The organism is Lutibacter aestuarii (assembly GCF_042676885.1).
Taxonomy (GTDB): Bacteria; Bacteroidota; Bacteroidia; order Flavobacteriales; family Flavobacteriaceae; genus Lutibacter; species Lutibacter aestuarii.
This window is the reverse complement of the sequence record NZ_JBHTIC010000005.1, coordinates 102,777-124,989: the sequence shown is the minus strand read 5'-3', so window position 1 is coordinate 124,989 and position 22,213 is coordinate 102,777. Positions and strand designations below refer to the sequence as shown.

Genomic DNA, 22,213 nt, shown 5'->3' with positions numbered 1-22,213 from the left:
TTAAGGATTTAAAATTGTTCTTAAGCGCGTTTTAATTCTATTCATTTTCACTCGTGCATTCACTTCAGAAATACCAATGGTATCTGAAATTTCTTTATAGCTCTTATCTTCTAAATACAAGAATATTAATGCTTTATCAATATCAGATAGTTGATGAATTGCTTTGTACATTAATTTCAATTGTTCTTCTTCAGTATCATCATATTTTGTGGATTCAATTTTATGCAATACTGTGTCAAAATCTTGAGTTTGGATGCTTCTTTTAGATTTTCTATAAAGCGTAATGGCCGTATTTAAACCAATTCTATACATCCAAGTTGTTAACTTTGAATCTCCTCTAAACTTTGGATATGCTTTCCATAGTTGAATAGTAATTTCTTGAAACAAATCATTGTGAGCTTCTTGATTGTTAGTATAAATTCTACATACTTTATGAATGATATTCTGATGTTTCTGAAATTCAGAAATAAATTTATGTTCTAGTTCTTTAGTCACAGGTTTTGTTTGGTTCAACTAATAAGTATACAATTGATAAAGTTTGTTACAAATTTTGATAAAAATAAAAAAAGCAACTCATTATGAGTTGCTTTTAAAAGATAAATAGTTTCAACTATTGCTCTGTTTTTTTAATATTCTTTATAAATTCATTAAGCTCTAAACCATATTTTGATTTTTTTACTTTATTAGATAAAGAATTATTGATGGTATCCAGTAATTTTATATTTGCGTTATATAGTTCAGTTAATGCAATATAAGGAGCTACTTCACTTTCTCCGTGGCTTACTGCAAAATTAGTTGTAAAATAGTATTTACGTTTTAATAAGTTGTTGTTTTGGGCATCAATTTCAGCTAGTTTGGCAGTGTCATTGTTTTTGCTTGCTTCAAAATTTTCTTTAATTAAATCTAGTTGCTTTCCATTAAATTTTTGAATCATAGCTTTGTATTCTTCTAATAAATCTTGAGTTTTAGAACCGGTAATTTTAGCACCTAACGTAAATTTTGACAATTTTGATGTTACTGTAATTTCACCTTTTTCAGCAAAAAAAGAAATTCTTTCATCAGTTATTTTATCTAAAGAAATAAAATAAATTTCTGGATGTTCTATTTCATCAGTAAGAATAAAATTTTCATTTCCATTTAATTGAACAGAATCTACAGCAACCAATAAGGTATCAACGTATTTTTGTAAGTACAACGTTCCTTTTTTTAAACCAGCAATGTTCCCTTTAACAATTAAACTTCCTTCTTTTTTTGTAGTACAAGAAAAAAGAAATAACCCAATGATAAGGTAACTAAGTAATTTTTTCATCTTTAAATTTTTAAGCGCGCTAATATATTTATATTTTATGATTTAACTAACGGTTGGAGCTACAATTCTCATTAACTCTGCAGTAAGCATGGCTCCATAGGTTCCAACTACGTACCCAAAAACGGCTAATAATACACCAACAGTTGCAAGTGAAGGGTGAAATGCAGCTGCAACAACAGGAGCTGAAGCGGCACCACCAATATTGGCTTTACTTCCTACGGCTAAGAAGAAATAAGGAGCTTTAATTAATTTAGCAACGATAATTAATATTAAAACATGAATAGCCATCCATATTAAACCTACTACAATTAATCCAGGATTGTCTAAAATTTTAGTCAAATCCATTTTCATACCTATAGTGGCTACTAAAATGTAAATAAATACGCTCCCAATTTTACTTGCACCTGCACCTTCATATTCTTTTAATTTAGTGAATGAAAGTAATATTCCTAAAATAGTAGCGATGGTAATCATCCAGAAAAATTGTGAACCAAATGAAGATAATACAGATGTTTTATCACTAACAGCTTCAAAATTAGCAATTAAAAAGTTTGAAATAGTATTGGACCCCCAATGTGAGACACCTACAACTACAAACGCAATTCCTAAGATTACCATAAAGTCAGCTAAAGTTGGATTTCTACTTATTTTAGAAGCATAACTAGAAACTTTTTCTTTTAAAGTTTCAATGGCTGAAGTATCAGCTTTCAACCATTTGTCAATTTTTTCAGATTTTCCAATACCTAACAGTAAAATAGCCATCCAAATATTAGCAACCACAATGTCAACAATTACAAAGCTTGCATAATTTTTAGTATTAAATTGATAAATTTCTAACATCGCTGCTTGATTGGCTCCACCGCCAATCCAACTGCCTGCCAATGTTGACAAACCTCTCCAAACAGCATCGGGACCAGCACCTCCAACTGTTTCTGGAGAAACCAAAGAAACCAATAAAATGGCAATAGGCCCACCAATAATAATGCCTGCAGTTCCGGTTAAAAACATAATTAATGCTTTTGGTCCTAAATTAAATACCGCTTTTAAGTCAATACTTAAAGTCATTAGAACCAATGCTGCAGGTAATAAAAATCGACTAGCCACATAGTATAATTGAGATTTATGCTTTGTAATTTCACCAGCTTCATTTACAGTTTGCCATTCTGGAGAAATAATTCCTGTGGTGGTAAAAAAGGCTGGCATCATATAAGCCATTAATAGTGCGGGAATATATTTGTAGAATTTTTTCCAGAATTTGGTTTCACTTGTAGAAGTATAAAAAACGAATCCTAAGGTTAGCATTAAAATTCCGAAAACAATAGTGTCTTGAGTAAAAAAGGGTGTCGTATCCATGTAAAATTTTAAGTTTTGGCTAATTTAACATTTTTTATGAATTTTTTAGGTAAAAAATGTGCTTTTGGATGCTTATATTTGTTGGAAATTTTTAAAAATAAAATGGAGATTTTTTTTTGATTTTCATTTAATAAAACAATCAATTAAATTCAAATGAAACGTATACAACTTTATTTATTATTAGCATTATTTGTAGTTTCCTGTAAAACAGTTCAAAACAATGGAGCAGTAGCACAAATTAATGAAGTTACAACAGTTCCAGATACCAGAGAAATTCAAGGAGGTATGTGGATTCCTTCTTTATTAGAAGGAATGAATGAGCAAGAAATGAAACTTTTGGGGAGTAAAATGACTGCCAAAGATATTTATGATGTAAATAATTCCAGTTTAAAAGATGCTATTGTACATTTTAATGGAGGATGTACTTCGGAAATTATTTCTCCAAATGGACTATTATTAACTAATCATCATTGTGGATATGGAGCAATTCAATCACACTCATCTGTTGAGCACGATTATTTAAAAGATGGTTTTTGGGCTAAAAGTTACGATGAGGAGTTGGCTAACCCAAGTATGTCAGTTACTTTTATTAAAAGAATTGATGATGTTACTACTGAAGTTTTAGAAGGAGTGACCGAAGATATGGACGAAGCTGCTAAAATGAAAATCATCAATCAAAATATTTTGAAAGTTGCTAAGGCTGCACAAAAAGAAACTTGGCAAGATGCAAATGTCAAATCATTTTATAAAGGCAATCAATATTTACTATTTGTTACAGAAGTTTTTAAAGATGTTCGTTTAGTTGGAGCTCCGCCTTCATCTATTGGTAAATATGGAGCCGATACCGATAACTGGATGTGGCCACGTCATACTGGTGATTTTTCAATGTTTAGAATTTATGCAGATGCTAACAATCGTCCAGCTGCATACTCTAAAGATAACGTGCCGTATAAACCAAATCATTACTTACCAATATCTTTGGATGGAGTTGAAGAAGGTGATTTTACTTTAGTATTTGGCTTTCCTGGAAGAACAAATGAATATTTACCTGCTGTTGCAGTAGATCAAATAGTTAATGTGCTAAATCCGGCTAAAATTGAAGTACGTGAAAATGCGTTAAAAATTATTGATTCTTATATGCGTAAAGATCCTGCAATAAAAATTCAATACGCATCAAAATATGCTTCAACAGCAAATTACTGGAAAAAATGGATTGGAGAAAATCAAGGAATTGAAAAATCGAATGCAATTGCAAAAAAGCGAGAACTTGAAGTTGAATTTACCAACATTGTTAAAGAAAAGGATTTGGTAGGCTACCAAACACTACTTTCAGATTTTGAGAATCTATATAAAGAAATAGAAAAAGTTTCTTTAGCACGCGATTATTGGATTGAAGTTGCTTATAGAAACGTAGAATTGTTAGGCATTACTTTTAGAGCATTTCAATTGGAGCAAGCTTATTTAAGAGGTGGAGAGCAAGCATTTGAAAATTTAAGAGCTTCAGGTATAAATAGATTGGAAGGTACTTATAAAAATTATAGTCCAGTTGTAGATAAGCCAGTTTTTGAAAAATTAACGCAATTATATGCAGAAAAATCTCCAAAAGAGTATTTGCCATCAACAATGGTTAACGTTGACTTTTCAGAAATTGCAAAAGAAATTTATGCAACTAGTAAATTAACTTCGTTAGAAGGTGCCAAAGAATTATTAGAGGGAACAGGTGAAGAGGTTATTAAAAAGTTAAATGCAGATAAAGGATATTTGTTTGGAAAAGAATTGCACACTATTTTTTACACCAAATTAGAGCCTAAGTTTCAACAATTAAACCTTCAAATTGAAGCAGTTCAAAAAAAATATATGAAAGCTTTAATGGAAGTGTTTCCAAATAAAAGATTTTTTCCAGATGCCAATAGTACATTGCGTGTAACTTATGGTCAGGTAAGTGGTTATAAACCAAAAGATGGGGTTTATTATAATACCACAACATATTTAAAAGGAGTGATGGAGAAATATGTGCCTGGAGATTATGAATTTGATGTTCCTCAAAAGTTACAAGAATTATATAAAACAAAAGATTATGGTCCATATGGTGAAAATGGTAAAATGCCAGTTTGTTTTATTGGAACCAATCATACTACTGGCGGAAACTCAGGTAGCCCTGCAATTGATGCACATGGAAATTTAATTGGTTTAAACTTTGACCGTGTTTGGGAAGGAACTATGAGTGATATGAATTACGATCCTGATATTTGTAGAAATATTATGGTTGATATTCGTTATGTGTTATTTATTGTAGATAAATATGCAGGCGCAAAAAATCTAATAGATGAGATGACTTTAGTTCATCCAAAAAAATAAATTCAATCAATTAAATAATGAGAAATATTAAATTTTATGTTTTATTAGCGATAGCGTTTATATCGTTAAATTCAATTGCACAAGTATCACAAAAAGTAGATACGCGTAAAATTCAAGGTGGTATGTGGATTCCTTCCTTATTAGAAGGAATGAATGAACAAGAAATGAAATTGTTAGGTAGTAAAATGACTGCCAAAGATATTTACGATGTAAATAATTCTAGCTTAAAAGACGCTATTGCACATTTTGGAGGTGGTTGTACCTCAGAAATTATTTCGCCTAATGGGTTGTTACTTACCAATCACCATTGTGGTTATGGAGTAATTCAGTCACATTCATCTGTTGAACATGACTATCTAAAAGATGGTTTTTGGGCAATGAGTTATGAAGAAGAATTACCAAACAAAAGTCTAACGGCTACTTTTATTAAAAGAATTGACGATGTTACCGAAGCTGTTTTTGCTGGCGTAACTGATGATATGGAAGAAGCTGCAAAAATGAAGATCATCAATCAAAATATTTTAAAAGTTAATAAAGAAGTAGAAAAAGAAGAGTGGCAAGATTCTTATGTGAGATCTTTTTATAAAGGAAATCAATATTTACTATTTGTTACAGAAGTTTTTAAAGATGTTCGTTTAGTTGGAGCTCCTCCATCATCAATTGGTAAGTTTGGAGCAGATACTGATAACTGGATGTGGCCACGTCATACAGGAGATTTTTCAATGTTTAGAGTGTATGCTGATGCTAACAATCGCCCTGCTACATACTCTAAAGATAATGTTCCTTATAAACCAAATCACTATTTACCAATTTCTTTAGATGGTGTAGAAGAAAATGATTTTACCTTGGTGTTTGGTTTTCCTGGAAGAACAAATGAGTATTTACCTGCAGTAGCTGTAGATCAAATTGTAAATGTGCTAAATCCTGCTAAAATTGAAGTAAGAGACAATGCTTTAAAAATAGTAAATACATTTATGCGTAAAGATGCTGATATTAAAATTAAATATGCATCAAAATATGCTTCAACAGCTAATTATTGGAAAAAATGGATAGGTGAAAATCAAGGAATTCATCAAACAAAGGCGATTCAGCATAAGCTTGATTTAGAAAAGGAGTTTTCTAAAATAGTAGCAGAAAAAGATTTGGTTGGTTACCAAACTTTACTATCAGATTTTGAAAAGCTTTATAAAGAAATAGAAAATGTTTCTTTAGCACGTGATTATTGGATAGAAATAGCTTATAGAAATGTAGAACTTTTAGGAATTACCTTTAGAGCATTTCAAATTGAACAGGCCTATTTAAGAGGAGGTGAACAAGGTTTTGAAAATGCAAGAAAAAGTATTTTAAGTAGACTAGAAGGTACCTACAAAAATTATAGTCCGGTTGTAGATAAACCAGTTTTTGAAAAATTAACGGCTTTATATGCCGAAAAGTCACCAAAAGAATACTTGCCATCAAATATGGTTGGGGTTAACTTTTCAGAAATTACAAATGAAATTTATGCAAGTACTAAATTAACTTCGTTAGAAGGGGCTACAGAATTATTATCTGGAAGCTCAGATGAGGTAATTAAAAAACTAAATGCAGACAAAGCTTATACTTTTGGAAAAGAATTACACACTATTTTTTACACCAAATTAGAGCCTAAGTTTCAACAATTAAATCTTCAAATTGAAGCAGTTCAAAAAGAATATATGAAAGCTTTAATGGAAGTGTTTCCAAATAAAAGATTTTTTCCTGATGCTAACAGTACGTTAAGAGTTAATTATGGAATGGTACAAGGTTATGAGCCTAAAGATGGAGTTTATTATACTGCTAAAACCTATTTAGATGGTGTGATGGAGAAATATGTACCAGGAGATTATGAGTTTGATGTACCTCAAAAATTACAAGATTTATATAAAACAAAAGATTATGGACCATATGCTGAAAATGGTAAAATACCTGTAAATATTTTATCTACAAATCATATGACAGGCGGAAATTCTGGAAGCCCAATTGTAGATGCTCATGGCAATTTAATAGGTTTGGCTTTTGATACTACTTGGGAAGGAACGATGAGTGATCTTTATTTTGATGCTGATATAGTAAGAAGTATCATGGTTGATATTCGTTATGTATTATTTATTGTTGATAAGTATGCAGGGGCTAAAAACCTAATTGAAGAAATGACTTTAGTTCGTCCAAAAAAATAAAGTCAAACTAGATTTTAATAAAAAACTCCAAACTTTAGTTTGGAGTTTTTTTGTTTGAAATTAAACTATAGTCTAATATTTTGATTGATAACTTAATTCAATTTCCCAATCAAATTTTTCATTAGGTTGTAAAGTTAACAGACCATCTTTATTGTTAAAGCTATTTGGGGCACAAGTCATAGGTTCTATAGCTATACTTTTTCTATGTGGCGGTGTATATACTTGTAAGTAACTTTCTTTTTCTTTTGAAGAAAATTCTAAATCGAAATCATACTCTAAAGTTTTAAAATTTGTTGCAGGTTTATTAGTAATAAAACAATCATCTAAAAAAGTTGCTCCTATTTTTAATGGAGTTCGATGTTTTAAAAGAGTTTTAGAGCTTGGAATCATTTGTTCATTAAAGAGATATTGATGCGTAGCATTAAAATCTAGCACGCTTTCAGTAATATTATTGGTTTTAAAATAAGGATGCCAACCTATACCAAAAGGAAAGGCTTCATTGCCGCTATTTAACACAGCAAAATTCAAACTCATTTTATGACGAGTGAAAATGTAGTTTATTTCAAAATTATAGGAAAATGGAAAGCCTAAAGTGGTACCTTTATTAGAATAGTGTAAAGTAACGGAAGCTTTATCATTGCTAACGTTATCATTTTTTAGCGTAAAATGTGTGTTATAAATACAACCATGTAAGCTGTTATTTAGTGAAGTTTCATTAATGTTTAATTTGTGCTTTTTCCCTTTAAATTCATAGATCCCATTATGAATTCTATTTGGAAATGGAAATAAGATAGATGATTTGTATGTAGATTTGTAATCGTTTAACCCTTTCTCACTGTTTGAAATACCGTCAATTAAATCTATTTCATTACTGGATAATTTTTGCAGTGAAGCTCCTAAATTAGGATAAATGATAGCTTTAAATTTTAATGCGGTATTGGTAATTATTAGTTGATTTAATAGAGGATTTTTATGTTTAATATTAATTATCTGATACATTGTTTTTTTTGTTAGGGGATTTTGGTAAGCGTTTAGCATCTTTAAGGCATTTGTTTAGCATCCACTCTAACTGTCCGTTAGTAGACCTAAACTCATCAGCAGCCCACTTTTCAATGGCTTTTAACATATCTTCATTTATTCTTAATGCAAATGCTTTTTTCTTTGACATTATTTACTTTTCTATTTTTTTATAAATATTAAAATTGTATCAATCAGTTTTTTCATAACAGGGAGTTCTGGATTCGAGTATGAAAGCATATTTTCATTAATATCTCCTTTAATTTCTTTAAAGAGATGATTCATATTATCAATTAAATGTAACTCAGAATTTTTAGCAGCTTTGTGTAATAATTCAGCATCTATATTTTTAACTTGAATATCTTTTGAACCATTAATAATTAATGTAGGAATTGTTAGCTTTTCAATTTCTTTTTGTGGGTGGTATTGTAACCAGGAAATTAAAAAAGGCTGTACTTGCTTGTTGAAAAGCGAAGTTAACATAGGATTGAATTTTTCTACAGTATTTCCTTTTTTTAATTCAGTTACAATTTTTTGAGTTTCTTCTTTTAAATAAGGAGCTTGTAGCTCAATTTGTTCAACCAAAATTTCATCTAAAGGCCTTCCAGCTCCTTCTAAAGAAATAAAAGCATCGGCTTTATTTTTAGAAGCTACCATTCCTACGAGGCTGCCTTGACTATGTCCAGCAACTATTATTTTAGCATAAGTATTGGAATTTTTAAAGTAGTCGATAACACTTTTTGCTTCTTCAATAAAAGTTTCAAAGGATAATGAATCAATTTTTTCTTTGTCGCCTTTGGTAAAAGATAGTACACTTTTATCATATCTATAAGTTGCAATATTTTCTTTAGTCAATTCCTCCGCTAAAAACTTTAAAGAATTATTTTTCATCACTGAATTATTGCCATTTCTATCAGTAGGTCCAGATCCAGGAATTAAAATAATTAATGCTTTCTTATTTTTTGAATTTGGAAGTAATAATGTTCCATTGATGGTTGCTGAATTTGTTAAAATATTCAATTCAGTTTCAGTGTAATTTTTATCTTGAGCAAAGCTTAAAGATGAAATTAAAATTAGAAATAGTAGTATCACATTATTTTTAATCATAAGCTGCTTTTTTATTATAAGTATTTAAAACTCGTTGAAGTTCCTCTTTTTTTTGAGTGCCAATTAAAATTTTATCACCATTATTTAACTCTAATTGAAGTCCAATATTCCCTTTTGTTGTATAAGATTTCCCTTTATTTTTACGTAAAATTGATTTCATTCCCCAACCTCCAAATTCAAAAATAGCATCATAACGTCTAATGTATAAATTGGAAATTGTATTCCAAGGAATCACTTTAAATGATCTATGAAATGGATAAAATTGATAAAAGATTCCCTGTTCATCAATTCTTGTTTTTAATTTTAAATTTAGAAAAAGCAGTATTACTAAAAGCACTATGATTACCCCGCTTAGAGCTGTTAATTTTTCTGTTAGGTTACTTTGTGATATAGTTTCTAGCCTAACAATAACTGAAACAATAGCTCCAATTACAGCAATAGCTAAACCTATAATAACTAGAGGTTGTGTAAATTTTTGTTCTTCAATGAAAACTTTCATGCCTTATTTGTTCTTTGTAATATAAGCTGCCGCAAAAACAACTCCAACACCAATACCTAATGCAATATTATTTAAAGCAATTCCTAAAGCTGTTCCAATGGCAACTCCAATAGCAATTCCTTTAGAGGATTTTGTAATTTTTTTCATTACCTATTTTTATCTCGTTCTAATACTGCCTTAGCAATATTTCCAGTTTGTCCATACCCTACACTAATAACATGCCAGCCTTGAGACGCATATTTGTTAAATAAATCTTCAAAGGTTTTATCTTTGTAGGACCAAATACTTTTGGGTTTAATTATTTTATATTCTTTCATAAGTTTTTGTTTAGTTCAATAATAAAGCTAAGGAGCTTGTAATATAAATTAAAAGTTGAATTAATAAAATAATCATGGTTTTAATGGTTTAAAGTCCCTGTATTAACAATTGGAGTAGTGTCTTTATCAGAACATAATACCACCATTAAATTACTAACCATTGCTGCTTTGCGTTCTTCGTCTAAATCCACAATTTCATGTTCACTTAATTTTTCAATAGCCATTTCTACCATACCAACTGCACCTTCAACAATTTTATGTCTTGCCGCAATTATTGCAGTTGCTTGTTGACGTTTTAACATTGCGTTTGCAATTTCTTGTGCATAAGCTAAATATCCAATACGAGCTTCTAGTACCTCAATACCAGCCATGTCTAAGCGTTCGGCAAGTTCTTCTTCTAGAGCTTCACTTACTTCATTAACACTAGCTCTTAAAGTAATTTCTTCGTCTTTTCCATCATCTTCAAAATTATCATAAGGATATAAACTTGCTAGCTTTCTTACAGCTGCATCAGATTGAACTCTAACAAAGTTTTCATAATTATCTACATCAAATGCAGCTTTAAAAGTGTCTTTTACTTTCCAAACAAGTATGGTACTTATCATTATTGGATTTCCTAGCTTGTCGTTCACTTTTACACGTTCGCTATCAAAATTACTAGCTCTTAAAGAAACGCTTCTTTTTTTGTACAATGGATTTGCCCAATAAAATCCATTTTCTTTTACAGTACCTATATATTTACCAAAAAGAAGTATGACTTTTGAAGTATTTGGATTTACTAAAAAGAATCCGGGTAATGTAAGTATTGTTAAAAAAATAGAGGGTAATATTATCCATATATTTCCATTAATAATACCTGTGATAATTCCTGCGATGAAAGCCAAAAAAAGGAATAACATAAAATAGCCATTTGAAACTTTTATTATTTTTTCTTGTGTCATGATGTAATTTTATTTGATGTTAAAATGATATCATAAAGATATAAAATTATTTTTAGTATTTGCAAATATTTCACCAACTTTATTTTTTATCTTAGCCAAAAATAATTTATAATGAAAACATTAAGACAACTCTATATTTTCTTAGCATTTACAATTACATTTTTCACACTAAATGCAACAAATTATCCTGATTGGGGAGCAACAGGTCATAGAACAGTAGGAAAAATTGCAGAAGATTATTTAACAAGTAAAACCAAGAGAAAAATTGCCGATTTGTTAAATGGTCAAAGTTTAGCTTTGATATCAACTTTTGGTGATGATATTAAATCCGATGAGCGTTATAGAAAATTTTCTTCTTGGCATTATGTAAACAAGCCTATTGGGGTTAATTATGAAGACTCAGAAAAAAATCCTTATGGAGATTTAGTGGTGGGAATTACTACTTGTAAAAAAAATATTTTAGATAAAAATACTACTAAAGATGATAAAGTTTTTTATTTAAAAATGTTAGTGCATTTAATAGGCGATCTTCATCAACCTATGCATGTTGGAAGAAAAGAAGATAAAGGAGGAAATACTTTACAAGTTCGTTGGTTTAATGATGGTACAAATTTACATTCGGTTTGGGATTCGAAAATGATCAATCATTTTAATATGACTTATACGGAATTGGCTAAAAATTCCCCAAAAATTTCAAAAGAGCAGGTGAAATTTTTACAAAAAGGAACTATTGTAGATTGGGTAAATGAAACTCAAAAATATGCTGTTGAGGTTTATAATTCTACTGAAGTTGGAGAAAAGTTAGGCTATAGATATATGTATGATCACTTTGAATTAACAAGAAGTCAATTACAAAAAGGAGGAATTAGATTGGCTAAAGTGTTAAATGATTTATTTAAATAAAAGAGGATTGAAGTATGAGAATTTTTTTATTGATTGGATTTTTTTTAGTCTTTCAAATAAGTTTTACACAAATTAAGAATAAAAATCATGCAACTAAAGTTAGTTATAAACAGTACAATAATGGTAAAATAAATGAAAAATCTAGTGTTTCGTTTATTTATGTGGATAATGTAGTTTATTTATCAGCTTCAAATGATAAGGTACGTAGTTATATCGATTTTGAAAATGGGCAAAATGTTGATATAATGAAATATAATGAATCATTATATAAAACAATAACTTCTTTTGATAAACTTGGTAAACCAAAATTTTTAAATGAAGAAGAAACTATTGAAGGATATAAATGTAAAAAAGCGCTATTTTCAGCTTTTTCAAATAAAATTGAAGTTTGGTATACAGAAGAAAGTCCAATAAAAGGATCTCCATATAAAAACTATTTACCTAGTAAAAATGCTTTTGTTTTAAAAATAGTAATAAATGGAAATAGAGAGCTAAGAGTAAATGAAATTAAAGAATTAAAGGAGCAACAGAAACTTAATTTTCCAATAAATGATGCTAAGGAAATTACACAGGCTGAATTTGAAGAATACAAAATAAAATCTCGATATGTAACCTTTCCAATATTTGAGAATGAAACGATAAATTTTGACCCTTCAATTAAAACAACTTCAGTTGATGGAGCTGATGATGGTAAAACGTTGCGATTTTCAAATGGGACAGTAATTTTAAAAAAAATTAAGTTTCCAAAAGAGGTTAAAAAAAATGCACAGGTGTATGCTAAGCTAACAAATATTTCTAATGGAGATGCTTATGACAGAACAGGAACCGTTTTTATTCTTCCAGTAAAACAAATAAAAAAAACATTATTAGATGGCTTAGTCTCAGGTATTGATAAATTGCCAAAATATTTTGATAATGACAAAAAAGAGTATCAAGGAATAGTTAGTGATGAAGCTTATGACACACCTATTGAAATTATGAGATTTTTTACTTCTTTTGGAGTAGGACACTTTAATAATTTAAGAGTTATTAATAATTACCCTTGGAAAAATTCTGTAACTTACAAACAAGATATCACCACTTTAATTCCAACAGATCAAGAAGAAATTTGGGTGGGAGTTTTTATTGGTAATTATGATAAAGGAGGCCATAAGGTTAGCTTAGAATTTAATTATTATCCTTCTTGGGAAGAAAATAAAGAAATTAAAAGATGGATTCAACCAGCATTTAGCACCTTAAATGTTATGGAAATGTCTGGTCAAAATTATGGACGTTTGTTTAAAAATGATACTTTAAAAGCAGTTGTAACGATACCAAAAAATATAAAGAATCCTCAATTGTTATTTACTTCAACTGGACACGGAGGTTGGGGTGGAGGAGATGAGTTTAACCAAAAGTTAAATGAAATTTTTATTGATGGTAAACTAGTATATAGCGTGGTGCCTTGGAGAACCGATTGTGCTACCTATAGATATAGCAACCCCGCGTCTGGAAATTTTTTCAATGGATTATCGTCAAGTGATTTGAGTAGATCAAATTGGTGCCCAGCAACATTGACACCTCCGTATATTATTCCATTACATAATTTAGAGCCTGGAACGCATACTATAGAAGTGGTAATTGATCAGGGAGATGATGAAGGGTCAAGTTTCAGTCATTGGAATGTTTCTGGAATTTTGATAGGTGAAAAACAATTAAAATAAGTTATAATTTATACATTATAGGTATTCCACCTACGTTTTTCTCTATTTAAAAACGAGATAAACTTAGTTGGAGTTTCTATTTTAAGATGAATTGTTTTAAATGTTTTTGGGTGTAGGAAAGAAATTTCTGAAGCGCATAAAAATAATCCTTTCCCTTTATAAAGAGTTTTACTGTTTCCATATAATTTATCTCCTAAAATAGGATGTCCAATAGAGGCTAAATGAATTCTTATTTGATGAGTTCTTCCTGTTTTAGGAAATACTTTTAAACAAGTTAAATAATTATATTTTAAAGACTTTTCAACTTTTATAATTTCAAAATTTGTTTCCGCTAGTTTATTTTCAATAGGGGTGTTAATTAGTTGACTTGCGTGTACTTTACCTATAACTATAGTGCAATATTTTTTTTGAATGGTATGATTGGAAAATTGTTTCCCCAATTCAATTTGAGCGGTTTTTGTTTTAGCTACTAGTAAAATTCCTGAAGTTTGATTGTCTAACCGATGTAAAGGAGTTGGTTTATAAAGAGCATCAGGGGCTTTGCTTTTTTTTAAATTGTAAGGTAAAGCATTAAACACGGTTTTAAATTTATTACCACTTACAGTAATTCCTGCTGGTTTGTTTATTGCAGCTATATGTTCATCTTCATAAATAACTTCAAAATCGTACTCAAATACTTTAGGTTTAATTTCAAGATTTTCAACCAATTGAATTACCTGACCATAATTTACCCAAGTTCCAGTTTGTGCAATTTTACCATCAGCTAAAAAAAGCCCTTTTTTTATAGCTTTTTTAATTCCACTATTTGATGGAATAAATTTATTAAAAACCTTAGGGGCATAATCTTGTAATCGAATGTTTTCAATTTCTTTTGGAACTTTATGCGTATAAATAGTTTTAATAATTGGTTAATTTAAGTTAGTTTTTGTGCGGCTTTATAATAAAGACGATATTAAAACAGAAAAGTTACAGTTAAAAGTATTTTAGTTTTGCTAATAAAATGTTAAAAAACAGTGAATTATAACTTAAAGTAAGTTGTTTTTATACAAGATTTCAATGATTTCCTTATAATCGAAAGATAAATTTAATTTGATAGCTTTTTCGTAATTAAACCAATTAAAGTCTAAAACTTCCTCTTCTTGAATTTTAATTTGACCACTCCAATTTCCTAAAAAACGATAATATTTTCGGTCTTGCCAAATGCCTGTTTTTATAATTGAAGTTGGCGAAAAGTCTAAATTACATTCTTCTTTCACTTCTCTAATTACATTTTGTTCTGCAGTTTCATTTTTTTCAGCTCTTCCACCTGGACAACCCCAAAAACCTGGATAGTTTTCTGTATAATTAGAACGTTGAAGTAATAATATTTTTTTTTCTTGAAGTATGATTCCTGAAGCTGCTAATATCATCATTTAAATTAACGGTGAATAACACCTAATGTTGCTGTTTGTCCTGTAGCTAAATTCCATTCTTTAGATGAAATTAAATTTCCATTGGCATCATATAAACTAACTTCAGCGGTATTAGGACCAGAAAACCCTTGATTTAATGCTTGAAAATCAATACGATTATAGCCTTCATCTAAATTAATATAGTACACATAATAATTTGCTTTTAAACCAATATTATCACTAACTACTTTTTCATTTACGTAAATTCTAATTCTATCTCCATCAACATAACTATAATCTCTACACTCAACTTTTACAGTTTTAGTTTTACTATTTACAGTTCCCAAGCTAAAATTACTAACTAATTTTTGATGAGTTACATCTTTACCTTGAAAGTATTTTTTTGTAATAATATCTCTATCCTCGGGTAATGTTTCCATTAAAAAATTGGCATGTGATTTAGATGGATTTGAATTTAGTTTTTTATTTACAGCATTAGTGTTTAACTTTTTATCAATGTTTAAATTAAAGTTTACTGGAGGATTAGCTTTGGTAACTGGAAATTTAGCTTTTAATTGATTGGTGTTTTTAAGGATTCCTTTTGATGTTTCATCCGTAATTTTTGAGTGTACTTTTGTAGTATCACTTTGTGCAAATATGTTTCCTCCACTTAAATATATTAAGAAACTAAATAGAAAATATTTTATAAAATTATTCATTGATAAAATTTATAGTACAAAGCTGCAAAAAAAATGCCAACTATTTTAAATTACGGATAAAAATACTAAAAATGAAACGTTGTAATTAATAGTATTTTAATAATTGTTTGTTAAAACTATAAATAAAAAAAGCCACTATAATTAGTGGCTTTTTTATACTAAAATTAATTTATTTAATCATTTGGAAACTACGCTTAATAAAATTTGTTAGCTCTTCTCCTTTTAATAAGTTTTGAGAAAGTCTAGCTAAATCAAAAGCTTGTTTTATTAAACGCTCTTGTTTTTTGGAAGTTTTGGTGTTTAAAATTTCACTTACCAATTCATTATTAGTGTTTACAACTAGATTATACATTTCAGGGAAATTTCCCATTCCCATCATTCCTCCACCTCCTGTGGCTTGCATTTCTTTCATTCTACGCATAAATTCTGGTTGCGTAATAATAAAAGGGTTGGCATTAGAATCCATAGCTTCTAGTTGAACGGTGTAGGTTTCTTTTGGAATTGCATTTTCAATAATTGGTTTTAATGTTTCTTTTTCTTCATCAGAAAGTTTACTTATTTTATCTTCATCCTTTTTGATTAAATTATCAATATGATCAGCATCAACTCTTACAAATTGAATGTTTTCTTTGCTGCCTTCTAATTTTTGAATTAAGTGAGAAACAATTGGAGAATCTAACAATAAAACTTCATAACCTTTGTCTTTTGCAGCGTCAATATAGCTGTGTTGAGTTTTAACATCAGAAGCATATAAAACAATTAATTTATTGTCTTTATCAGTTTGAGCGGGTTTAATTTTTTCTTCTAATTCTGAAAAAGTAAAATATTCTTTATCTACCGTAGGGTACAATGCAAATTTGTCAGATTTTTCAAAGAATTTATCCTCAGAAAGCATTCCATATTCAATAATTACTTTAATGTCATCCCATCTATCTTCAAATGACTTTCTATCGTTTTTAAATAAACTGATAAGTTTATCAGCTACTTTTCTAGTGATATATCCTGAAATTTTCTTAACAGCACCATCTGCTTGTAAATAAGAACGAGAAACATTTAGCGGAATGTCTGGAGAGTCAATTACCCCTCTAAGCATTTGCAAAAAGTCTGGTACAATTCCTTCCACATTATCCGTAACAAATACTTGATTTTGGTATAGTTGAATCTTATCTTTTAATGGATCTACACTTTTACTTAATTTAGGGAAGTATAAAATACCTGTTAAATTAAATGGATGATCAACATTTAAATGGATATGAAATAATGGATCTTCAAACTGCATTGGGTACAATTCTCTGTAAAATGAAGTATAATCATCATCTTTTAACTCTGTTGGTTTTTTGGTCCAAGCTGGGTTTGGATTGTTAACAATATTGTCAACGGTAATTTTTTCAGGTTCAGCACCTTCTTTTGCATCTTTAGGTAAAGGTAAAGTTTCTTCTCGTGTTCCAAATTTTATTGGAATAGGCATAAACTTGTTGTATTTATTTAACAACTCGTTTATTTTAGAATCTTCTAAGAATTCTAAAGATTCATCATCAATATGTAAAACAATCTCAGTTCCTCTTTCACCTCTTTCAATTTCCTCTAAAGTATATTGAGGACTTCCATCACATTCCCAACGAACAGCTTTCGAGTCTTCAGCAAATGATTTTGTGAAAATTTCTACTTTACTTGCTACCATAAACGAAGAGTAAAAACCTAATCCAAAATGACCAATAATTCCTGAATCTTCAACTTTGTCTTTATACTTTTCAACAAACTCTTCTGCACCAGAAAAAGCGACTTGGTTGATGTATTTTTCTACTTCTTCACCAGTCATCCCAACTCCTTGGTCAATAATTCTAATTTCTTTGTTTTCTTTGTCAATTTTAATTTCAATAATTGGATTACCAATATCTCCTTTTATTTCACCTAAAGTAGAAAGATGTTTAAGTTTTAAAGTTGCATCTGTTGCATTTGAAATAAGCTCACGTAAAAATATTTCGTGATCTGAATACAAGAATTTTTTAATAATAGGAAAAATATTCTCTGCCGTTACATTAATATTTCCAGTTGCCATATTTTTTAATTTTTTAATTTATTATTAACGCTAGTTATTTGTCAAATAAAGTACCAAAATTTCAATTATGACAAAGTGACACTTTTTATGTAGCCTATATTTTTATATTTTTTATTGATGTTAATTTTTTAAGCAATGTAATTTGTAAGCTAATTTACCGTACATTCGTTCAAGAATGTCAATAGAACGCAAAGTAAGATTAATTGAACAGATGTTTGGTTGTCTTGAGCAGGAAATAACAACATTTAAAAAGCAATTTGATATGCAATGTGTTTCAGGTTGTGGTAAATGTTGTACTAAGCTAGACGTAGAAGCTTCACCATTAGAGTTTTTACCTTGGGCTTTTTATTTATTTTTAAATGATAAAGCTGAAGAAGTTTTAAGAGAATTAAATCATAAATCAACTACAATTTGTCATATTTATCAGCCTTTATCACTAACAGATAGTAGTAGTGGAAGTTGTGGAGAGTATCGTTATAGAGGTTTAATATGCAGGCTTTTTGGTTATGCAGCCGTAAAAGATAAATATGGACAACTAAGGTTAGCAACATGTAAAATTTTAAAAGAAAGTCAGCCACAAAATTATCAACAAGTTATTGATGCTTTAAAAAATAAAGCTTCAATTCCTGTTTTTACAGATTACTATATGCAGCTTTCTCAAATTGATTTCACACTAGGAGCTACCATACTTCCAATTAACAAAGCTTTAATTAGAGCCATTGAAGAGGTTTTAAGTTATTATGCTTACAGACCAATACCAAGAAGATTTAAAAAGATAGCCTAATGATAATTTATAATAATTACTTATTTTTATTGAAAGTAATTATTAAGTATGAAAAGTTTAGATTACGATTATGTAATCATTGGAAGCGGTTTTGGAGGATCGGTAAGTGCCTTAAGATTGGCTGAGAAAGGTTACAAAGTTTTGGTAATTGAAAAAGGAAAATGGTTTAAAAGCGAAGATTTCCCTAAAAATAATTGGGATTTAAAAAAGTGGATTTGGGAGCCAAAATTATTTATGAGAGGCTTTTTTAAAATGACTTTTCTTAATCATGTATCAGTGTTATCTGGTGTTGGAGTGGGGGGAGGTTCTTTAACATATGCCAATACATTACCAGTTCCTAAACAACCTTTTTTTAACTCTGGAAGTTGGGGAAATTTAAATAATTGGGAAGAAGCTTTAAAACCTCATTATAAAACTGCTTATCAAATGTTAGGGGCTAAAATTAATCCAGAGTTTTATGATGCTGATGCGGAAATTAGAGAAATTGCAACACATATTGGTAAAAAACAATATTTTGAACCTTCAAAAGTAGCAGTGTATTTTGGAGAAGCTGGTAAAACAGTAAAAGACCCTTATTTTAATGGGAAAGGGCCTGATAGAACTGGCTGCATAAACTGTGGAGCTTGTATGACAGGTTGTAGATTTAATGCTAAAAATACGTTAGACAAAAACTATTTGTATTTGGCTCAACAATTAGGAGTTAAAATTTTAGCAGAAAAAGAAGTTTATAATGTAAAAACCATAGGAACTTCAGATGGCAATAATGGTTATCAAATTGAATATAAGTCAAGTTTTGGAAAAAAAAGGGAGGCTAGTATAACTTCTAAAGGAGTAATTTTTTCAGGAGGAGTTTTAGGAACCGTTCCTCTTTTATTAAAATTAAAAGAAAAATCTTTACCAAATTTATCGGCTAAGTTAGGTTGTAATATTCGAACCAATAATGAATCATTATTATTAGTCACTTCAACAGCTAATAATACTAAAGATTATTCAAAAGGAATTGCAATAGGTTCTATTTTGCATATCGATAAAAATAGCCACATAGAACCCGTTCGATATGGAGAGGGTTCTAGTTTTTTCAAACTTTTAACCATTCCTTTTATTCAAAATAGGTTTACAATATTAAGATTGTTAGGTATTTTAGGTTTATTGTTTAAAAGTCCTTTAAAATTAATAAAAACTCTCTTTATTAGGAGCTATGCTAAAAAAACCACCGTTTTATTATTTATGCAAACATTAGATAGTACGCTGCAAATTAAACTTGGAAAAATTACTAAGATGAAAACCAAAACTGAAATTGGTTCTAAACCTACCGCATTTATTTCAGAAGCCATCAAATTTGCAAAGCTCTTTGGAAAAAAAGTACAAGGTATCCCTTATGCAAATTTTACGGATGTTCTGTTTGGAACGCCTACTACAGCACATATTTTAGGAGGCTGTGTTATGGGAGCTAATAAATTGGAAGGAGTTATTGATAAAAATAACCAAGTTTTTGGCTATAAAAATATGTTTGTTTGTGATGGAGCTATGATTTCTGCAAATCCAGGTGTAAATCCTTCATTAACAATAACGGCAATTAGTGAACATGCAATGAGCAAAATACCAAACAAACCAAAATAATAAGAGGATAACAATGGAAGATTATATTTTAGTTGAAGGATTTAAACATATAAGACATCAACAACAGTCTTTTTTAGAAAAAGAAATGATTGAAAGGACAAAAAGTCTTTATAATTGGATGGATAAGAGAAGGTCGGTTCGTCATTTTTCAAATAAAGACATTCCCATAGAAGTTATTGAAAATATTATAAAAACAGCTTCTACAGCACCGTCTGGCGCCCATAAACAACCTTGGACTTTTTGTGTAATAAAAAGTGCTAATATTAAAAAGAAAATTAGGGAAGCTGCTGAAGAAGAAGAACGAAAAAGTTACGAAAGTAGAATGAGTGATGTATGGTTAAATGATTTAAAACCTTTAGGGACAAACCCTGATAAAGCATTTTTAGAAATTGCACCTTATTTAATAGTAGTTTTTAAAAGACCTTTTGAGTATGGTGAAAGTGGTGAGAAACATCAAAATTATTATGTAAACGAGTCTGTAGGTTTAGCTTGTGGGTTTTTAATATCAGCCATTCATCATGCAGGTTTAGTAACTTTAACACATACACCGAGTCCAATGCGTTTTTTAGAAAAAATACTTAAAAGACCCGATAATGAACGTGCTTTCTTATTGCTTCCGGTTGGTTATGAAGCTGAAAAAGCCTATGTTCCAGACCTTAATCGGAAATCTTTAGAAAAAGTAATGCAAATTTATTAATTACAAGGTTTATTATATTTTTTGATATTTATAAGTTTTAATTATTTAAAATTAAGTTGTTAATAATAAATTTTTAAACTATTTTTAAATATCACCATATAAATTAAGAAAATACTAAAATTCTAACAACTCTAATTAGTTGTAATACTTTTAACTTTTGTGTATGTTTGAAAAAATAAACTTTAAATAACAATTTATGTATAATTCTAAAATAACTGGTTTAGGGTATTATGTTCCAGATAACATCGTGACCAATGAAGATTTGTCTAAATTAATGGATACGAATGATGAATGGATACAAGAAAGAACAGGTATAAAAGAAAGACGATGGATCAAAGAAGGAAGCGAAGATACTTCAGCAGTTATGGGTGCAAAAGCATCAAGAATTGCTATTGAAAGATCTGGATTAACAAAAGAAGATATAGATTTTATAATTTTTGCAACATTAAGTCCTGATTACTATTTCCCTGGAGGAGGTGTTCAATTGCAAGAGATGTTAGGTTTAAGAACTGTTGGAGCATTAGATGTAAGAAACCAGTGTTCAGGTTTTATTTATGCGCTTTCAGTTGCAGACCAATTTATAAAAACTGGAATGTATAAAAATATTTTAGTTGTTGGTGCAGAATTTCATTCAGGAGGATTAGATAAAACAACCAGAGGTAGAGGAGTATCAGTAATTTTTGGTGATGGTGCAGGTGCTGCAATTTTATCAAGAACTGAAGACAATACTAAAGGAATTTTATCTTCTCATTTACATTCAGAAGGTAAACATGCGGAAGAATTAACTGTTTTAGCTCCAAGCATTAGACATTGGGTTCCTGAGATAATTGAAGCAAATGATGCCAATGATGAGTCTTATTTTCCTTATATGAATGGTACTTTTGTGTTTAAACATGCGGTAGTGCGTTTTTCTGAGGCAATTATGGAAGGTTTACAAACTAATAATCTACAAGTTTCAGATATAGATATGTTAATTCCTCATCAAGCTAATTTAAGAATATCTCAATTTATACAAAAGAAGTTTAAATTAGAGGATCATCAAGTGTATAATAATATAATGAAATATGGTAATACAACTGCTGCATCTGTTATTATTGCACTTTCAGAAGCTTGGGAAGAAGGAAAAATTAAAGATAATGACTTAGTAGTTTTAGCAGCTTTTGGTAGTGGTTTTACTTGGGGTAGTGTTATTATCCGTTGGTAGTAACTAATTAAATTTAACTAAATTAAATAAAAAAAGC

At 29.5% G+C, this 22,213-nt stretch carries 22 protein-coding genes; 8 read left to right on the top strand and 14 right to left on the bottom strand.

The window, feature by feature from the left end; genetic code table 11:
• The 3 genes from ACFQZW_RS03115 to ACFQZW_RS03105 form a co-directional block, all read right to left on the bottom strand.
• Positions 1-495 carry an RNA polymerase sigma factor gene (locus tag ACFQZW_RS03115; protein WP_298264424.1) on the bottom strand — a complete coding sequence of 165 codons (495 nt, stop codon included), beginning with the start codon at positions 493-495 and terminating at the stop codon, positions 1-3.
• 115 nt (positions 496-610) lie between these two features.
• Entirely contained in the window at positions 611-1,309 is a 699-nt protein-coding gene (locus tag ACFQZW_RS03110) for a DUF4369 domain-containing protein (protein WP_372801093.1), read from the bottom strand.
• A 42-nt stretch (positions 1,310-1,351) separates the two neighbouring features.
• Entirely contained in the window at positions 1,352-2,662 is a 1,311-nt protein-coding gene (locus tag ACFQZW_RS03105; protein ID WP_298264428.1) for a DUF819 family protein, read from the bottom strand.
• 153 nt (positions 2,663-2,815) lie between these two features.
• Here ACFQZW_RS03105 and ACFQZW_RS03100 point away from each other — a divergent pair, with 153 nt between their 5' ends.
• Together ACFQZW_RS03100 and ACFQZW_RS03095 are read left to right on the top strand one after the other, a co-directional pair.
• The gene (locus ACFQZW_RS03100) at positions 2,816-5,020 is read left to right on the top strand and encodes a S46 family peptidase (RefSeq protein ID WP_386781454.1); all 2,205 of its coding nucleotides are present in this window, start codon (positions 2,816-2,818) and stop codon (positions 5,018-5,020) included.
• A gap of 17 nt (positions 5,021-5,037) precedes the next feature.
• Positions 5,038-7,215, top strand: coding sequence for a S46 family peptidase (locus tag ACFQZW_RS03095; protein ID WP_386781453.1), 2,178 nt, complete (start codon positions 5,038-5,040; stop codon positions 7,213-7,215).
• 72 nt (positions 7,216-7,287) lie between these two features.
• Here the strand turns inward: ACFQZW_RS03095 and ACFQZW_RS03090 are convergent, their stop codons facing one another.
• The 7 genes from ACFQZW_RS03090 to ACFQZW_RS03060 all read right to left on the bottom strand — a co-directional run bounded on the left by ACFQZW_RS03090 (position 7,288) and on the right by ACFQZW_RS03060 (position 11,096).
• Complete coding sequence (locus tag ACFQZW_RS03090; RefSeq protein WP_386781452.1) at positions 7,288-8,214, bottom strand: aldose 1-epimerase; 927 nt, start codon at positions 8,212-8,214, stop codon at positions 7,288-7,290.
• Entirely contained in the window at positions 8,198-8,383 is a 186-nt protein-coding gene (locus ACFQZW_RS03085) for an Arc family DNA binding domain-containing protein (RefSeq protein WP_386781451.1), read from the bottom strand. The genes ACFQZW_RS03090 and ACFQZW_RS03085 overlap by 17 nt, the downstream gene beginning before the upstream one ends.
• An 11-nt stretch (positions 8,384-8,394) precedes the next feature.
• Entirely contained in the window at positions 8,395-9,339 is a 945-nt protein-coding gene (locus tag ACFQZW_RS03080; RefSeq protein ID WP_298285618.1) for an alpha/beta hydrolase, read from the bottom strand.
• Entirely contained in the window at positions 9,332-9,838 is a 507-nt protein-coding gene (locus tag ACFQZW_RS03075; RefSeq protein ID WP_372801630.1) for a hypothetical protein, read from the bottom strand. The genes ACFQZW_RS03080 and ACFQZW_RS03075 overlap by 8 nt, the downstream gene beginning before the upstream one ends.
• 3 nt (positions 9,839-9,841) lie before the next feature.
• Entirely contained in the window at positions 9,842-9,985 is a 144-nt protein-coding gene (locus ACFQZW_RS03070; protein WP_386781450.1) for a hypothetical protein, read from the bottom strand.
• Positions 9,985-10,155, bottom strand: coding sequence for a DUF4177 domain-containing protein (locus ACFQZW_RS03065; RefSeq protein WP_298264437.1), 171 nt, complete (start codon positions 10,153-10,155; stop codon positions 9,985-9,987). The genes ACFQZW_RS03070 and ACFQZW_RS03065 overlap by 1 nt, the downstream gene beginning before the upstream one ends.
• Positions 10,156-10,235: 80 nt before the next feature.
• Positions 10,236-11,096 (bottom strand): SPFH domain-containing protein, encoded by an 861-nt coding sequence (locus ACFQZW_RS03060; protein ID WP_298264438.1) that lies wholly within the window; start codon positions 11,094-11,096, stop codon positions 10,236-10,238.
• 111 nt (positions 11,097-11,207) lie between these two features.
• Between ACFQZW_RS03060 and ACFQZW_RS03055 the strand changes: the two genes are divergently transcribed.
• Both ACFQZW_RS03055 and ACFQZW_RS03050 read left to right on the top strand, forming a co-directional pair.
• The gene (locus ACFQZW_RS03055) at positions 11,208-11,999 is read left to right on the top strand and encodes a S1/P1 nuclease (protein ID WP_298264439.1); all 792 of its coding nucleotides are present in this window, start codon (positions 11,208-11,210) and stop codon (positions 11,997-11,999) included.
• Between the two features lie 14 nt (positions 12,000-12,013).
• Positions 12,014-13,702, top strand: coding sequence for a PNGase F N-terminal domain-containing protein (locus ACFQZW_RS03050; protein ID WP_386781449.1), 1,689 nt, complete (start codon positions 12,014-12,016; stop codon positions 13,700-13,702).
• 8 nt (positions 13,703-13,710) lie between these two features.
• On the opposite strand, the gene ACFQZW_RS03045 is transcribed toward ACFQZW_RS03050, so the two are convergent.
• The 4 genes from ACFQZW_RS03045 to htpG all read right to left on the bottom strand — a co-directional run bounded on the left by ACFQZW_RS03045 (position 13,711) and on the right by htpG (position 17,871).
• Entirely contained in the window at positions 13,711-14,409 is a 699-nt protein-coding gene (locus tag ACFQZW_RS03045; protein WP_298264442.1) for an RluA family pseudouridine synthase, read from the bottom strand.
• Between the two features lie 318 nt (positions 14,410-14,727).
• A complete protein-coding gene (locus ACFQZW_RS03040; RefSeq protein WP_298264443.1) occupies positions 14,728-15,114 on the bottom strand; it encodes an NUDIX hydrolase in 387 nt (128 codons plus the stop codon).
• 5 nt (positions 15,115-15,119) lie between these two features.
• Positions 15,120-15,812, bottom strand: a complete 693-nt coding sequence (locus tag ACFQZW_RS03035; protein WP_298264444.1) for a hypothetical protein — start codon at positions 15,810-15,812, stop codon at positions 15,120-15,122.
• 169 nt (positions 15,813-15,981) lie between these two features.
• The gene (gene htpG / locus ACFQZW_RS03030; RefSeq protein WP_386781448.1) at positions 15,982-17,871 is read right to left on the bottom strand and encodes a molecular chaperone HtpG; all 1,890 of its coding nucleotides are present in this window, start codon (positions 17,869-17,871) and stop codon (positions 15,982-15,984) included.
• Between the two features lie 175 nt (positions 17,872-18,046).
• Here htpG and ACFQZW_RS03025 point away from each other — a divergent pair, with 175 nt between their 5' ends.
• From ACFQZW_RS03025 to ACFQZW_RS03010, 4 genes are all read left to right on the top strand, one after another.
• Positions 18,047-18,655 carry a YkgJ family cysteine cluster protein gene (locus tag ACFQZW_RS03025; protein WP_298264448.1) on the top strand — a complete coding sequence of 203 codons (609 nt, stop codon included), beginning with the start codon at positions 18,047-18,049 and terminating at the stop codon, positions 18,653-18,655.
• Between the two features lie 48 nt (positions 18,656-18,703).
• Positions 18,704-20,275: a GMC family oxidoreductase gene (locus tag ACFQZW_RS03020; RefSeq protein WP_372801639.1), complete on the top strand. Its 1,572-nt coding sequence runs from the start codon at positions 18,704-18,706 to the stop codon at positions 20,273-20,275.
• A gap of 13 nt (positions 20,276-20,288) precedes the next feature.
• Positions 20,289-20,972 (top strand): nitroreductase family protein, encoded by a 684-nt coding sequence (locus tag ACFQZW_RS03015; RefSeq protein ID WP_386781447.1) that lies wholly within the window; start codon positions 20,289-20,291, stop codon positions 20,970-20,972.
• Positions 20,973-21,168: 196 nt separating this feature from the next.
• Positions 21,169-22,176 carry a 3-oxoacyl-ACP synthase III family protein gene (locus ACFQZW_RS03010; RefSeq protein ID WP_298264452.1) on the top strand — a complete coding sequence of 336 codons (1,008 nt, stop codon included), beginning with the start codon at positions 21,169-21,171 and terminating at the stop codon, positions 22,174-22,176.
• Positions 22,177-22,213: the final 37 nt, after the last annotated feature.

What these genes read in the sequence shown, in the direction of transcription:
- ACFQZW_RS03095 (WP_386781453.1), top strand. Translation starts at nt 5,038, where the DNA reads ATGAGAAATATTAAATTTTATGTTTTATTAGCGATAGCGTTTATATCG.
- ACFQZW_RS03020 (WP_372801639.1), top strand. Translation starts at nt 18,704, where the DNA reads ATGAAAAGTTTAGATTACGATTATGTAATCATTGGAAGCGGTTTTGGA.
- ACFQZW_RS03010 (WP_298264452.1), top strand. Translation starts at nt 21,169, where the DNA reads ATGTATAATTCTAAAATAACTGGTTTAGGGTATTATGTTCCAGATAAC.
- ACFQZW_RS03050 (WP_386781449.1), top strand. Translation starts at nt 12,014, where the DNA reads ATGAGAATTTTTTTATTGATTGGATTTTTTTTAGTCTTTCAAATAAGT.
- ACFQZW_RS03015 (WP_386781447.1), top strand. Translation starts at nt 20,289, where the DNA reads ATGGAAGATTATATTTTAGTTGAAGGATTTAAACATATAAGACATCAA.
- htpG (WP_386781448.1), bottom strand. Translation starts at nt 17,871, where the DNA reads ATGGCAACTGGAAATATTAATGTAACGGCAGAGAATATTTTTCCTATT.
- ACFQZW_RS03110 (WP_372801093.1), bottom strand. Translation starts at nt 1,309, where the DNA reads ATGAAAAAATTACTTAGTTACCTTATCATTGGGTTATTTCTTTTTTCT.
- ACFQZW_RS03070 (WP_386781450.1), bottom strand. Translation starts at nt 9,985, where the DNA reads ATGAAAAAAATTACAAAATCCTCTAAAGGAATTGCTATTGGAGTTGCC.
- ACFQZW_RS03035 (WP_298264444.1), bottom strand. Translation starts at nt 15,812, where the DNA reads ATGAATAATTTTATAAAATATTTTCTATTTAGTTTCTTAATATATTTA.
- ACFQZW_RS03055 (WP_298264439.1), top strand. Translation starts at nt 11,208, where the DNA reads ATGAAAACATTAAGACAACTCTATATTTTCTTAGCATTTACAATTACA.
- ACFQZW_RS03040 (WP_298264443.1), bottom strand. Translation starts at nt 15,114, where the DNA reads ATGATGATATTAGCAGCTTCAGGAATCATACTTCAAGAAAAAAAAATA.
- ACFQZW_RS03100 (WP_386781454.1), top strand. Translation starts at nt 2,816, where the DNA reads ATGAAACGTATACAACTTTATTTATTATTAGCATTATTTGTAGTTTCC.
- ACFQZW_RS03105 (WP_298264428.1), bottom strand. Translation starts at nt 2,662, where the DNA reads ATGGATACGACACCCTTTTTTACTCAAGACACTATTGTTTTCGGAATT.
- ACFQZW_RS03065 (WP_298264437.1), bottom strand. Translation starts at nt 10,155, where the DNA reads ATGAAAGAATATAAAATAATTAAACCCAAAAGTATTTGGTCCTACAAA.
- ACFQZW_RS03085 (WP_386781451.1), bottom strand. Translation starts at nt 8,383, where the DNA reads ATGTCAAAGAAAAAAGCATTTGCATTAAGAATAAATGAAGATATGTTA.
- ACFQZW_RS03080 (WP_298285618.1), bottom strand. Translation starts at nt 9,339, where the DNA reads ATGATTAAAAATAATGTGATACTACTATTTCTAATTTTAATTTCATCT.
- ACFQZW_RS03060 (WP_298264438.1), bottom strand. Translation starts at nt 11,096, where the DNA reads ATGACACAAGAAAAAATAATAAAAGTTTCAAATGGCTATTTTATGTTA.
- ACFQZW_RS03090 (WP_386781452.1), bottom strand. Translation starts at nt 8,214, where the DNA reads ATGTATCAGATAATTAATATTAAACATAAAAATCCTCTATTAAATCAA.
- ACFQZW_RS03025 (WP_298264448.1), top strand. Translation starts at nt 18,047, where the DNA reads ATGTCAATAGAACGCAAAGTAAGATTAATTGAACAGATGTTTGGTTGT.
- ACFQZW_RS03075 (WP_372801630.1), bottom strand. Translation starts at nt 9,838, where the DNA reads ATGAAAGTTTTCATTGAAGAACAAAAATTTACACAACCTCTAGTTATT.